Genomic DNA, 12,957 nt, shown 5'->3' on the forward strand with positions numbered 1-12,957 from the left:
AGGCAAACTGCATCTGGCAGGCAGATGCAGTCTTGTGGAGGGGGAAACTATTTGTAGATGGTCGCCGTGCCGTACATATGGTTATCTCCGCCTGCGGAGTTCACCACGAAGCCTTTCGCACCTTCCTGGCGGGCTTTCTCGGCCAGTTTGTTTTGCAGATCGTCGAGGTTACTCGCGCGGCTTACCGAGACGGTGCCCGCAGGACGCAGCTGGCTGGTATCGTTACTTTGGGTCAGCGACTGGACGGCCATTGCAGAAAATGAAGCGGTCGCCAGAACGCCAGCGATAACAGCAAGGGTCAGATACTTTTTCATAATCACATCCTCATGAGGAAACAACAGGTGATTCCCTTTAAGTTTAGAAGCCTGCCGAGTGTGACTTAGCGCAAATATTTGATGATGATCTGCTTATTTTTTGAACGATAAAAATTGACAATCTGCTGACAGATCATAGAGATAAAGGTGTTTGATTTATGAAGAGTTTTTAAGCGACGCAGAGAAAGATTTACCGCTGAGCCAGCACAGGGTATCTTACGCCGCTGTTTAAAGGAGAACGCCATGACTTCCCACAAGCCGGGATTGCACCCACGAAATCGCCACCGCAGCCGCTACGACATGAACGCCCTGTGCCAGAGCTGCCCTCCGCTGCAGGACTATATTGTCCAGACGCCTGCCGGGGAGCCGTCGGTCAACTTTGCTGACCCGCTGGCGGTAAAAACGCTGAACAAAGCGCTGCTGGCCCATTTCTACGGTGTGGCGCACTGGGATATTCCGGAAGGCTTTCTCTGCCCGCCCGTGCCGGGCCGTGCAGATTACGTTCATCACCTTGCCGATCTGCTTGCCGAAGATCGTGACGGCGCTGTACCGCAGCAGGCTTCTATTCTGGATATTGGCACCGGGGCAAACCTGATTTACCCGCTGATTGGCGTGCATGAATATCACTGGCGCTTTACCGGCAGCGAGATCGGTGCCGAGGCATTTGCCAGCGCTCAGGCGATTATCAGCGCGAACCCTGGCCTGAGTCGATCCATTCGCCTGCGCCGTCAGAAAGAGGCGGCTGCGATCTTCAACGGCATTATTCACAAAAACGAAAGCTATGACGCCACGATGTGCAACCCGCCGTTCCATGATTCTGCAGCGGCAGCCCGCGCAGGCAGCGAGCGCAAACGCCGCAACCTCGGTCAGGCGGAAGATGCCGCGCTGAACTTCGGCGGGCAGCAGCAGGAGCTGTGGTGCGAGGGTGGGGAAGTCGCTTTTATCCTGCGCATGATTGCAGAAAGCAAACAGTTCGGACGTCAGGTGAAGTGGTTCACGACGCTGGTTTCCCGGGGGGATAACCTGCCACCGCTCTACCGCGCGCTGACCGAAGCGGGCGCCGTAAAAGTAGTAAAAAAAGAGATGGCGCAGGGCCAGAAGCAGAGCCGATTCATCGCCTGGTCGTTTATGGACGATAACAAACGTCGCAAATAGCACCCGTCGTAAGCCGGGTAAGGCGAAGCCGCCACCCGGCTCGGTTACAGCGTCGGCTCCTGCGGAGGGAGTGGCGAGGTGGGCGGCGGTAACACCTGATACGTCTGCACCGGCATCCGCACGTTCGCCAGATCAAAGTGTTTTTTCACCATGCTGTCGAGGGCGAAACGCACCGTCCACTGCTTCAGCGGCTGCGTGGTGAACGACACGCGCAGGGTGAACGCCGTGTTGGTCAGCCCAACGATGCCGGCAAACGACGGTTCACCAATCACCAGCCCGCGAATATCCACCATCTCCATCAGTTCGCTGACCGCATCCCGCAGCGCCTGCTTCGCTTTATCCGCATCCTCGTGACGATCCACATCGTAGTTGGCCACAACGGAGCCAATCCCGCGCACAAAGTTGGCGAAGGTGGTGATCGATGACCACGGAATAATGTGGTACGCCCCGGTATCCTGGCGCACCCCGACGGAACGAATCGACATCCGTTCGACCGTGCCGGTCAACGGCCCGATGGTCACCAGATCGCCGGTGTTCATCCCGTTCTCAAACTGGATAAAGATGCCGGTAATAATATCCTTTACCAGCGTTTGTGAACCGAAGGAGATCGCCAGCCCCAGGGCACCGGCACCCGCCAGCAGCGGGGCGATATTCACCCCGATTTCAGAGAGCACAATCATGATGGTGATGGTGCTGATAATCACCGCCAGCGCGTTACGGAACAGCGTTAACAGCGTGCGCGCGCGGGCGCTGGGGAGTGGTCTGCCGTGAATATCGGATACCAGACGGTTCTCGATAAGGCTCGCCAGCAGCGTCCAGCCGACGGCGGAGAAGAACAAAATCAGCGCGATGCGAATTAAAATATCGACGGTTTTCTCACCTGCGCCGTTGTGCAGCCAGTTCCAGAAATCAAACAAGCTCCACGCATTCAGCAGCAGCATGATCGCCACGCAGACGGTCAGAATGCGCGCCACCTTGAGCGACACCGACATCCAGCCGTTCACCCGCTTTTGCAGCTCCGGGTAGTTACGCTGCACCTGCGGCGACAGGGTAATGGTTTTCGAGAGCCAGCGCGAAAGCAGCCCGGACACAAACGCTGCGATGCCGATAATCGCCAGGCTTTTAAACGTCGCCCCCATCATAAATTTCAGGCTGTTTCCCGGGTCGAACAGCGAGAAGAAGCACAGCACGATAAAGTACGCGCTCGCCAGCCAGTGCCAGACCAGCGCGAAGGCGCGGATAAACAGGCTGAAGAAAGAGAGGGAACGGTCGGCCAGATGCAGCAGACTTTCGGTGATCGCCTTTTTGTTGTGAAAGATAAGGTAAAGGGACCAGACGGTTATACAGAGCATGATCATCACGTTCGCCAGCGCGCCAAACTGCACGTTGACCTGGTTGGAGATAATCGGCACGGCAACCAGCAGGCCGTAGCCTATCAGGCCGCTGAGCACGCTTAGCCGCACGGCCCAGTATTTCGCGCTGTCGTCGGTGATATTGAAAGGACGAAGTTCAGGCACGCGCGGGCAAAAGATGACGCGCAGCACCGCTTTAAAAAATTCGATGAGCGCAAACGCATTCAGGAAGAGCGCCTGCTGAAAGGCAATGGTTTTGTTGCCCGTGTTGAGGCGATCGGCCACGACCTGACCGACAAACAGCGTCAGTGCCAGCAGCAGTAAATCGATGAAAAACGCCCCGGTAATCATGGCCGGGAGATGCAGCCAGCTGCTTTTATGCTGGTTCTTTTTTCGTCCCCACAGGCCCATCCTGCGGTACAGGGGCCAGGCGCACAGGCGCACCAGCCAGTAAAAAATAAAAACGGCAGCGGCCAGCATCAAAAACTGGGTGGCAGCCGCGGTAAAGGTTTGCGGATTGAATGCCTTATGCGGCGATCCCATCAGGTTGCGGTAGAGCTGGGCAAAGCGTGAGGAGAGCGCTTCACCATAGTGGCGGCTTACGTCGGTGACGTTTTCCAGCACCGTTTTTTGCTCCTCCACCTGCGGCGGGGTGAGGGTAGGAGCAGACTCCTGCGGCGGCGTGGCGGCGGCTTTGCGCAGCTGCTCGATGAGCTCTTTGCGTGAGGCGTCGTTCTCCAGAACATCGGCAAGGGCGCTATAGGCCGCTTTTTTTTGTTCTGCATCCGGCTCCGGAGGCGGCGTATTTTGCTGAGTAGCAGTTGTTCCGGTGGTGACGCCGGGGATCGCCACGGCGAGCGATGGCGCACTAAACAGGCTTATCAACAGCAGCAGGATCCACGGCACGGCGTCCTCCGACAAAAAATATCGTGCAAAATGATAAGTATAGAGGGCGAGAGGCGGAGGGGAGTTTTTGGGAACAATCTGGCGTAAAAAAGCCGGGCAAGCCCGGCTCTGTACGAAGCGAGTGATCAGGAGACGTGCTGCAGGAACTCCTGCAAACGCTGGCTCGGCGGATTCGCGATCAATTCCTGCGGGTTACCGTCTTCCGCGATGCGGCCCTTATCAATAAAGATCAGGCGGGAGGCCACTTTCTCGGCAAAGCCGATTTCGTGGGTCACGATCACCATCGTCATCCCTTCTTCTGCCAGATCCTGCATGACTTTCAGCACCTCGTGGCGCAGCTCCGGGTCGAGTGCGGACGTTGGCTCATCAAACAGCATCATCTTCGGTTTCACCGCCAGCGCGCGCGCAATCGCCACGCGCTGCTGCTGGCCACCGGAGAGCTCGGAAGGGTAGTGGTGTGCACGCTCCGCCAGGCCCACCTTCGCCAGCAGATCTTTTGCCAGCGCTTCCGCCGCCGCTTTGTTGGCACCGCGCACGCGCAGTGGACCAAACATCACGTTTTCCAGCGCCGTCAGGTGCGGGAACAGGTAGAACTGCTGGAACACCATGCCCGCTTCCTGGCGAATCAGACGCTCGTCCACTTTCGGATCGTTAACCTTCAGGCCGTCGACGATCAGATCGCCGCTGGTGATCTCTTCCAGCTTGTTGATGCAGCGCAGCAGGGTGGATTTACCGGAGCCGGACGGCCCGATAATCACCACCACTTCACCCTGCTTAATGTTCAGATCGATATTGTGCAGCACCTGGGTTGGGCCAAAGTGCTTGGAAACGTTTTTAAATTCAATCACAGGATTTTCATCCTTCTTTCAAGACGGCGCAGAACAAAGCTCAGTACCAGCGTAATGATCAGATAAACAACGGCGACCGCACTCCAGATTTCCAGCGCGCGGAAGTTGCCCGCAATAATCTCCTGACCCTGACGGGTCAGCTCGGCCACGCCGATAACGATGAACAGCGACGTATCTTTGATGCTGATGATCCACTGGTTACCCAGCGGCGGCAGCATGCGGCGCAGCGCCAGCGGAAGTATAACGTGGCGGATCGTTTCGCGACGAGAAAGACCTAATGCCAGACCGGCTTCGCTGAAACCTTTATGAATCGACAGCACCGCACCGCGGGTGATTTCCGCGATGTAGGCGCCCGAGTTGATCATAATGGTAACCACGGCCGCGCTGAACGGATCGATGCGCAGGTCGGTGAAGGCCATTGGCAGGGCGAAGTAGATAAACATGACCTGCACGACAATCGGGGTGCCGCGGATCACTTCGATGAAAACCAGTGCGATGTGGTTTGCAATCCAGCCACCGTAGGTACGGGCGAAACCGGCGACAAGACCGATAATCAACCCACCTACCAGACCCAGGACCGAAATCCACAGGGTCATTTTAGCGCCTTCAAGCAAGAGTGGAATGGCAGGCCAGATGGCGCTCCAGTCAAACTGCATGATGTATTCCTGTATACCGTGGTGAAAAACGAAAAACGTAGGCCCGGCAAGCGTGAGCGTCGCCGGGCGTTACAAACCTGAATTCAGGTAAAATTATTTAGGCTCAGTACCGAACCATTTTTTGTAGATTTCGTTGTAAGTACCGTTCTCTTTCAGCGTTTTCAGCGCGCCGTTAACTTTCGTGCGCAGGTCGTCGCTGCCTTTCGGGAACGCGATACCATACTGCTGCGCTTCCAGAGAGTCGCCTACGGCTTTGAACTTGCCGTTACCGGCCGTTTTGATGAAGTACAGGATGTTCGGGGTGTCGTGCAGAACGGCGTCAGCACGGTTGGTGCCGAGCTCCATGTACGCGTTGTCGATGTTCGGGAACTGGCGCAGGTCTTTGGTTTTGATGTTCGCTTTCGCGTAATCCACAGAACCGGTGCCGCTCTTCACTGCCACCACTTTACCGTCGAGATCTTTCACGCTTTTGACGTCGTTATTATCCGCTTTCACCATCACCAGCAGACCGCTTTTGTAGTAGCCGTCAGAGAAGTCGATCGCTTTTTTTCGTTCGTCGGTAATGGTGATACCCGCCAGGGCCAGATCAACGTTTTTGGTTTGCAGCGCCGGGATGATGCCGCTGAAGTCCATCGGCTTCAGGGTGTAATCCAGTTTGAGTTCTTTGGCGATAGCGGCCCACAGATCCACATCAAAACCAACGTATTTATCACCCTGTTTGAATTCAAACGGAACGAACGCCGTGTCGGTCGCCACAACCAGTTTGTCGGCAGCCTGAGAGGACACCGCAAAAGCCAGGGTAAGTGCAGCCAGTGAAACTTTTAATACAGACTTCATAGCATTTCCTTTTATATCCACGGGGCGATCCCCTGCGAGAACGAGTGGCACAATGAAAAAATCGTGCCAACTTTACAAGCTGTTGTTTTGCAAAGGGGATGGAATCATGCATTGCACAAAAAACGGGGCAATGATGTCGTGTTGCACCAGGATGGAGCACCATTTTGGTGCGCTTCGTTTGGCTCAACTGACGGGGAGATATTTAGCGTCCATTCTGACGAAAAAACAATCTTCCGTTAACGGTTGTGTGAGGTGATTATTACAATTTTTTCACTTTTGCACCGTCTCAGGCAAAAAGTGTGCACCACAGATGTGCAAAACCCTCACCGGAGGCGAGGGTTTGATAGAAAAGTCGTATGGATTATTCGATGTTGGATTCGATAAACCACAGGAACTGATCAAGGTCGCGGGACGCGGCGGTGAAGATGTCTGCGGTATCTTCATCTTTGGCTTCGCTAATCGCTTTACGCACGTCATTAGCCACAATCGCGTAACGGTCTGCCAGCTCTTTCAGGTGATCCTGAACGGTGTGGATATCCAGCGGGTAGCTTTTCAATGGCGTTTTGCTGTTGATGACCTGCGTGGTCCCCAGAGCAACACCGCCCAACTGTACGGCACGTTCAGCCATCGTATCAAGGTGTGTCACCAGTGCTGTGCGGAAACCATCCAGCATTTCATGGACGGCAATAAAGTTTGCACCGCGCATATTCCAGTGGGCCTGTTTGGTGATCAGCGAAAGATCGATGAACTGGATCACCTGGCGATTCAGCAACTCAATGGTCGCTTTTTTGTCGCTATCCGATACATCGTTACGGGTATAAAGCAGATTAGACGCTTTCGTTTTCACCAGTTTAGCGGTACTCATAATCTCATATCCTCTTGATGTTTATGTCCCAGGTAATTACGGAACTAAGTATAGCACCGGATTTTTTCTCTGCGGTCTGGCTGTGCCTATCGGTTTAATAGCAAGAAGGATCTTGATAATTTAATTGATTGAAATTAATGGATAATTTTAAAATTGATACAGATCAATCTTAATTCCCCTGGAGAGGAGTGGGTGGGGAAGGATATTTCGATAATATGACAAACTATGTAAGAAATTATAACGGATGATGTTCTGGCCTTTATTCTGCATGGCCGTGAAGCCATGCAGAATATATGGCTTTAGCGGATGTCGACTTTCTCGACTTTGGGTTCAGGACGCATGGTGAGCGTTGAGCCCATCGACGCCGCAATAATCGAGCAGAGCGCCAGCGTCTGGGTGAATGTCAGCGTTTCGCCCAGGAACACCATTCCGGAGATTGCGGCGAGAGCAGGCTCCATACTCATAAGGGTGCCAAATATGCGCGTCGGCAGACGCGTCAGGGCGATCATCTCAAGAGAGTAGGGGAGAGCCGTTGAGAGAACAGCGACCGCCAGGCCGATGGGCATGACTGACCATTGCCAGATAGACTCCGTGGCCTGCGCCATCCCGATCGGCACAAAAACGATAGCCGCAATCACCGAACCCAGGGCCACCGTTGCCGGGCCATGTTCCTCTCCCGCGCGCTGCCCGGTGAGGATGTAAACAGCCCAGCAGGCACCTGCCCCCAACGCCAGCGCTGCGCCTGTGAGATCAATCTCAGAGACATTCTGGCCGAGCGGCAGCAGGAACCATAATCCCAGCACGGCTAACACGACCCAGATAAAATCCACCGCCCGACGGGAAGAGAAAAGCGCCACCGCCAGCGGACCGGTAAACTCCAGCGCGACGGCAATCCCCAGCGGGATGGTCTGGATGGAGAGGTAGAACATATAGTTCATCGCCCCAAGAGAGAGACCATAAAACAGAAGGGGGAGACGCTGCTCCTTTTTGAAGCGCAGACGCCAGGGTTTGAAAATGGCAACCAGTATCGCCGTTCCCAGCACGATACGCAGCGCTGTCACCCCGGGCGCGCCCACCAGTGGGAAAAGCGATTTTGCAAGCGAAGCACCGCTCTGAATGGACAACATGGCAATAAGTATGACTGCTACCGGCAACCAGACCGACGACGTGCGGGATAACCCAGGCATCCTTTCTCCTGTCAGCTTATGTCAAATGAAGTAAAGGTTGCAGTGTAAAGGAAATATACGGCAGCGGTTGAGACTCCGTTGAAATAAAAGCCTCATGAAATCCGTAAAATGGTTAAGCGCTGGTGGATTTATCGCCTGAAAGATTAGGAATAATCTGGATGAATGTAACAGCGCACACGCGCACTATGAGCATTTAGTAGGGAAAATTGCATGTGATTTGAAAGGGATAGCTGAGGCTGGAAACGTTTAGTTACAGGAAAAGCCTCATTAGACATCACGAATCGCAAAGAGTTTCGCAAATTTTTTTGATATATTTAAAACTTACGGACTTACTTGAAGCACATTTGAGGTGGTTATGAAAAAAATTGCATGTCTTTCAGCACTGGCAGCCGTTCTGGCTGTTTCTGCAGGTACCGCTGTAGCGGCAACTTCAACTGTAACTGGTGGTTACGCTCAGAGCGATATGCAGGGCGTGATGAACAAAACTAACGGTTTCAACCTGAAGTATCGCTACGAGCAGGATAACAACCCGCTGGGCGTGATCGGTTCTTTCACCTACACCGAGAAAGATCGTACTGAAAACGGCGCATATAACAAAGGCCAGTACTACGGGATCACTGCGGGTCCAGCTTACCGTCTGAACGACTGGGCGAGCATCTACGGTGTTGTAGGTGTTGGCTACGGTAAATTCCAGCAGACCGAAAACCAGGGTCTGAACCGCACTGCAAGCAACAGCGACTACGGCTTCTCCTATGGCGCAGGCCTGCAGTTCAACCCAATCCAGGACGTTGCTCTGGACTTCTCCTATGAGCAGAGCCGTATCCGCAACGTTGACGTTGGCACCTGGATCGCGGGCGTAGGTTACCGCTTCTAATCACTTCGGTGAGCTAATAAAAAATCCGCCCAATGTGGCGGATTTTTTTTGTTTGTACCCTCTCCCGACAGGAGAGGGCCAGGGTGAGGGCATCAGACCGCACGAGACAGCAGAAACTACTTACTCTTAATATCAAAAATATCCGTACCCAGGTGGTTATAGTCAACTTTCTGTAACTTGAAGTTAGTAATGTAGACTGCCGGCCCCTTTTTCCCGGAGATAAACGGGTAATCATTTTTTATCTCTTTGGCCTTAATCCCCGTCCACTGCGAGAAGAACTGCAGGAAATCATTCGCTGAGCGCCGCGCTTTAATAATGCGATGCGTTTTATCATCGCTCGACAGCACCATAAACGGCACCTGGAAGTTCTGCTGGAACGTGTCGTCGTGCGCCAGATACTGCACTTCTTTCCCACGCTCTTTAAACGCCAGCCCGTGATCCGAGAAGTAGACCATCGAGAAGCTGTCGCCCGTATTGCGCAGCTGATCGTACAGCTTGCTGAGCAGCTCGTCGGTTTGCGTCATGGTGTAGAGATAGCAAGAGGTCTCTTTCGACTGCACAAACTCCGCGTATTTACCGCCAGTGCGATCGCAGGCCTGCGGATGCGATCCCATCAGGTGCAGGACAATCAGCTGAGGCTGAGTGCGCGGAGTAGCAAAGACCTGGGCCGTCATTTTCAGCAGCGCCTCGTCTTTGGTATTTTTGTCGGCTTCAAAATCGCCGCTCTTGAGGAACTGCACTTCGTCAGCACGCTTAGCGATACTGGCTATGGCCGTGTCGTACTCGCCAATTTGTCCCTGATTGGAGAACCACCATGTCTGAAAACCGGCGCGGTTGGCCAGGGTGACAAAATTATCCTGATACTGGGGTTTACCATCCACTACACGGTTAAGCGTCAGACCGAGCGATTTCTGCGTCGAGCCGCTGGCCGCAATATAGTCGGTAAACAGAGTGCCATTGACGGAGCTGGCAAACGGGGTGTTATTCCAGTGCCCGCCGAAGGCGCCCAGCGCGTCGCGACGCGCGCTCTCGCCAATCACCACCACGTAGGTATGGTATTTCGGCTTAACCGCCAGCACGTTCCAGGTGTCTTTCATCGTGGAAAGCTCAGCCATGCGCGCCTGTTCGTCGAGAACCTCTTTATTGTTCACCACGACGTCTTTCACGAAACGGAATACCGGGTAGCCAGTATCCTTCAGCTTGAATACGCCACCCCAGGCCAGGTTTTGCACCGGCGCAACGAAAAACGTCCCCACGCTGAACGCCAGGCACAAATATTCTATTTTTCCCCATGCTTTTTTGGCTTCTGCTTTACGGCGAACCGCGATGACGCCAAGCGCAAAGATAAAGAGGCCGACGACGTAGCTGTACCACGGGAAGATCGTCAGGATCTCCGTCGACTCTTCCATATTGGTGGAGTGCAGCGCCAGCAGGGTGTTGAAGTTTGGCGCGCCATAGGCCTGGCCAAACGGGAAATACATCGCAGCAATCAGCGAACAGACCCCCACCAGCGCTTTCTGCACGCGCGGGGCACTCCGCCACAGTACGTGGAGCACGCAGGTGAACGCCACGGCGTAGAGAAGGCTAAACGGGTAGCCAAGCGCAAAGTTAATCAGCAGCGATTGCAGAAAGTAGAATCCCGTCCACGGGCTTAAGGCCCGGCTGCGGGTAACAAGTGTTTCTTTCAGGGTTAAGTTCATAGATCACTATCATGAAAACGCCATGTGCTCACCCTGGCGCCAAGGGTCAAAACCTGCCTGACAGTGCGTGGAGAGGGAATGAGGGTCCGCTTCAGCGAGCCGCAATTTGTGCAGGGCTGCAAGAAGATAGAGCGAGCGAGTAATAAGGTCAACAGTTGCTAAGCAGATGTTTTGCGAAGGGGGCTGCAAATCCGTAAAAAAGATCGGGAATAGGGCGGCCGAAAGCCAGTGTACAGCGGAAGTGTGACGGAAAAATGAAGCGGCGTACCGCAACGCCGCTTAGTGGGAAGGTTTGTCGTCCTGATGCGGTTTGTTGTTAAACATATCGCACAGCATGTTCAACAGCATTAAGCGCACTTTAAAAGGAGAGTGGGTAAACACGGTCATACACCTCTTGAATTCGTTCATAAGACCTCCTGATTTCAGATCCCTTCGATCCGTGAAGGGTGACTGCATTACATACAGATATAGCACAGGCTATATTGTATAGCTATGGCTATTTCGTTAATTTTTTGTGCTTGCAGAGCTATGGTTTACAATGTGCGCTCTCGATACCGGGCGCTGGAAGCGTCACCCCCACTGAGGAAGTACAATGAACCGTCGTGCAGGTAAGCCAACAATGAGGAAAACGACGCAACTGGTGAACGTTGAAGAACATGTCGAAGGTTTTCGCCAGGTTCGTGAAGCGCACCGACGTGAACTGATTGATGATTATGTTGAGCTGATTTCCGATTTGATTCGCGAGGTTGGGGAAGCGCGTCAGGTCGATATGGCCGCCAGACTGGGCGTTTCGCAACCGACTGTCGCGAAAATGTTAAAACGTCTGGCCTCGGTAGGCCTGATCGAAATGATCCCCTGGCGCGGCGTATTTCTGACGCCGGAAGGGGAGAAGCTTGCGCAGGAGAGCCGCGAGCGCCACCAGCTTGTCGAGAACTTTCTGCTGGTTCTGGGCGTCAGCCCGGAGATTGCCCGCCGGGATGCGGAAGGAATGGAGCACCACGTGAGCGAAGAGACGCTGGTGAAGTTTCGCGAGTTTACCCTTAAATATGGTCCCTCCGCTGAATGAAAATCCCTGGACTGCAGGCTCTGTCACGCGATCGTTTCTTCCATCTTTTATTAATCACTGGCGCAGGGTTAAGCCTCTTTGTGCCATTTGCCCCCCACGCCTGGCCCGCAGCCATTGACTGGCGCACTATCATTACGCTGAGCGGCCTGATGATGCTCACCAAAGGTGTCGAGCTGAGCGGCTATTTTGACGTGCTGGGGCGTAAAATGGTGCGCCGTTTTGCCACCGAGCGCAGGCTGGCCCTGTTTATGGTGTTTTCCGCCGCGGTGCTGTCGACATTTCTGACCAATGATGTGGCGCTGTTTATCATTGTGCCCCTCACGCTCACCCTGCGTAAGCTGTGCGAGATCCCGGTCAGCCGCTTGATCATCTTTGAAGCGCTCGCGGTTAACGCCGGCTCACTGTTGACGCCCATCGGTAACCCGCAAAATATTCTTCTCTGGGGACGTTCCGGCCTGTCGTTCGCCGCCTTTACCTGGCAGATGGCGCCTCTGGCGCTGGTGATGATGCTGTCGCTGCTGGCGGTCTGCTGGTTCGCGTTCCCGGATAAAAAGCTGCAATACCATAGCGGGACCACGGGCCCGCAGTGGCAGCCGCGGCTGGTCTGGAGCTGCCTCGGGTTATACATCGTCTTTCTGTTCGCGCTGGAGCTGAAGTATGAGCTGGCGGGCGTGCTGCTCGTTGCCGCGGGCTTTGTCGTGCTGGCGCGGCGCGTGCTGGTGAGCGTGGACTGGACGCTGCTGCTGGTCTTTATGGCGATGTTTATTGATGTGCATCTCCTGATTCAGCTTCCGGTGCTGCAAAACGTTCTGCACAGCGTCAGCACGCTGTCGCAGCCGGGACTGTGGCTGACGGCGATTGGCCTGTCTCAGTTTATCAGCAACGTGCCTTCCACCATTCTGCTGCTTAACTACGTTCCACCGGATACCCTTCTGGCCTGGGCGGTGAACATCGGCGGGTTTGGGCTGCTGCCCGGCTCGCTGGCAAACCTGATCGCCCTGCGTATGGCCAACGACCGTCGCATCTGGTGGCGCTTTCATCTCTGGTCAATTCCGATGCTGTTCTGGGCAGCGGCGATCGGTTTCGGACTATTCCTTCTCATATAGTGCGCAATTTGTCAGTTTTTCCTGGCAAACGTATAGCAACGTCCTAGCTTTAGTGAACGGCATAGTGTGATGCCGCTCACTGACAGGACCG

At 54.4% G+C, this 12,957-nt stretch carries 13 protein-coding genes; 4 read left to right on the forward strand and 9 right to left on the reverse strand.

Features of this window, described 5'->3' with window-relative positions:
- Positions 1 to 47: 47 nt before the first annotated feature.
- Entirely contained in the window at positions 48 to 314 is a 267-nt protein-coding gene (gene mcbA / locus MX657_RS07180; protein WP_080327817.1) for a DUF1471 family periplasmic protein McbA, read from the reverse strand.
- A 243-nt stretch (positions 315 to 557) separates the two neighbouring features.
- Between mcbA and rlmF the strand changes: the two genes are divergently transcribed.
- The gene (rlmF, locus tag MX657_RS07185) at positions 558 to 1,469 is read left to right on the forward strand and encodes a 23S rRNA (adenine(1618)-N(6))-methyltransferase RlmF (RefSeq protein ID WP_218728764.1); all 912 of its coding nucleotides are present in this window, start codon (positions 558 to 560) and stop codon (positions 1,467 to 1,469) included.
- Between the two features lie 44 nt (positions 1,470 to 1,513).
- Here the strand turns inward: rlmF and ybiO are convergent, their stop codons facing one another.
- The 6 genes from ybiO to rhtA form a co-directional block, all read right to left on the reverse strand.
- Entirely contained in the window at positions 1,514 to 3,727 is a 2,214-nt protein-coding gene (ybiO, locus tag MX657_RS07190) for a mechanosensitive channel protein (protein WP_346808535.1), read from the reverse strand.
- A gap of 125 nt (positions 3,728 to 3,852) precedes the next feature.
- Entirely contained in the window at positions 3,853 to 4,575 is a 723-nt protein-coding gene (glnQ, locus tag MX657_RS07195) for a glutamine ABC transporter ATP-binding protein GlnQ (RefSeq protein WP_028012446.1), read from the reverse strand.
- Entirely contained in the window at positions 4,572 to 5,231 is a 660-nt protein-coding gene (gene glnP, locus MX657_RS07200) for a glutamine ABC transporter permease GlnP (protein WP_003858462.1), read from the reverse strand. The genes glnQ and glnP overlap by 4 nt, the downstream gene beginning before the upstream one ends.
- 93 nt (positions 5,232 to 5,324) lie before the next feature.
- Positions 5,325 to 6,068, reverse strand: a complete 744-nt coding sequence (glnH, locus tag MX657_RS07205) for a glutamine ABC transporter substrate-binding protein GlnH (protein WP_080327814.1) — start codon at positions 6,066 to 6,068, stop codon at positions 5,325 to 5,327.
- Positions 6,069 to 6,429: 361 nt separating this feature from the next.
- Positions 6,430 to 6,933, reverse strand: a complete 504-nt coding sequence (gene dps / locus MX657_RS07210) for a DNA starvation/stationary phase protection protein Dps (RefSeq protein ID WP_008501171.1) — start codon at positions 6,931 to 6,933, stop codon at positions 6,430 to 6,432.
- Positions 6,934 to 7,232: 299 nt separating this feature from the next.
- Positions 7,233 to 8,120 carry a threonine/homoserine exporter RhtA gene (rhtA, locus tag MX657_RS07215; RefSeq protein WP_080327813.1) on the reverse strand — a complete coding sequence of 296 codons (888 nt, stop codon included), beginning with the start codon at positions 8,118 to 8,120 and terminating at the stop codon, positions 7,233 to 7,235.
- Positions 8,121 to 8,475: 355 nt separating this feature from the next.
- Here rhtA and ompX point away from each other — a divergent pair, with 355 nt between their 5' ends.
- Positions 8,476 to 8,994: an outer membrane protein OmpX gene (gene ompX, locus MX657_RS07220; protein WP_028012448.1), complete on the forward strand. Its 519-nt coding sequence runs from the start codon at positions 8,476 to 8,478 to the stop codon at positions 8,992 to 8,994.
- A 116-nt stretch (positions 8,995 to 9,110) separates the two neighbouring features.
- On the opposite strand, the gene MX657_RS07225 is transcribed toward ompX, so the two are convergent.
- Both MX657_RS07225 and mntS read right to left on the reverse strand, forming a co-directional pair.
- The gene (locus MX657_RS07225; RefSeq protein WP_080327812.1) at positions 9,111 to 10,694 is read right to left on the reverse strand and encodes a phosphoethanolamine transferase; all 1,584 of its coding nucleotides are present in this window, start codon (positions 10,692 to 10,694) and stop codon (positions 9,111 to 9,113) included.
- Between the two features lie 279 nt (positions 10,695 to 10,973).
- Positions 10,974 to 11,102 (reverse strand): manganase accumulation protein MntS, encoded by a 129-nt coding sequence (mntS, locus tag MX657_RS07230; RefSeq protein WP_014831181.1) that lies wholly within the window; start codon positions 11,100 to 11,102, stop codon positions 10,974 to 10,976.
- Between the two features lie 184 nt (positions 11,103 to 11,286).
- On the opposite strand from mntS, the gene mntR reads away from it, so the two are divergent.
- Positions 11,287 to 11,760: a manganese-binding transcriptional regulator MntR gene (gene mntR / locus MX657_RS07235; RefSeq protein ID WP_023335001.1), complete on the forward strand. Its 474-nt coding sequence runs from the start codon at positions 11,287 to 11,289 to the stop codon at positions 11,758 to 11,760.
- Positions 11,757 to 12,866: an anion transporter gene (locus MX657_RS07240; RefSeq protein WP_119917212.1), complete on the forward strand. Its 1,110-nt coding sequence runs from the start codon at positions 11,757 to 11,759 to the stop codon at positions 12,864 to 12,866. The genes mntR and MX657_RS07240 overlap by 4 nt, the downstream gene beginning before the upstream one ends.
- Positions 12,867 to 12,957: the final 91 nt, after the last annotated feature.

The organism is Enterobacter chuandaensis, assembly GCF_039718975.1.
Classification (GTDB): domain Bacteria; phylum Pseudomonadota; class Gammaproteobacteria; order Enterobacterales; family Enterobacteriaceae; genus Enterobacter; species Enterobacter chuandaensis.

Excerpts from the sequence above, each read along its gene's own strand:
- mcbA (WP_080327817.1), bottom strand. The coding sequence starts at position 314 with ATGAAAAAGTATCTGACCCTTGCTGTTATCGCTGGCGTTCTGGCGACC.
- rlmF (WP_218728764.1), top strand. The coding sequence starts at position 558 with ATGACTTCCCACAAGCCGGGATTGCACCCACGAAATCGCCACCGCAGC.
- glnP (WP_003858462.1), bottom strand. The coding sequence starts at position 5,231 with ATGCAGTTTGACTGGAGCGCCATCTGGCCTGCCATTCCACTCTTGCTT.
- glnH (WP_080327814.1), bottom strand. The coding sequence starts at position 6,068 with ATGAAGTCTGTATTAAAAGTTTCACTGGCTGCACTTACCCTGGCTTTT.
- dps (WP_008501171.1), bottom strand. The coding sequence starts at position 6,933 with ATGAGTACCGCTAAACTGGTGAAAACGAAAGCGTCTAATCTGCTTTAT.
- rhtA (WP_080327813.1), bottom strand. The coding sequence starts at position 8,120 with ATGCCTGGGTTATCCCGCACGTCGTCGGTCTGGTTGCCGGTAGCAGTC.
- ompX (WP_028012448.1), top strand. The coding sequence starts at position 8,476 with ATGAAAAAAATTGCATGTCTTTCAGCACTGGCAGCCGTTCTGGCTGTT.
- MX657_RS07225 (WP_080327812.1), bottom strand. The coding sequence starts at position 10,694 with ATGAACTTAACCCTGAAAGAAACACTTGTTACCCGCAGCCGGGCCTTA.
- mntS (WP_014831181.1), bottom strand. The coding sequence starts at position 11,102 with ATGAACGAATTCAAGAGGTGTATGACCGTGTTTACCCACTCTCCTTTT.
- mntR (WP_023335001.1), top strand. The coding sequence starts at position 11,287 with ATGAACCGTCGTGCAGGTAAGCCAACAATGAGGAAAACGACGCAACTG.
- MX657_RS07240 (WP_119917212.1), top strand. The coding sequence starts at position 11,757 with ATGAAAATCCCTGGACTGCAGGCTCTGTCACGCGATCGTTTCTTCCAT.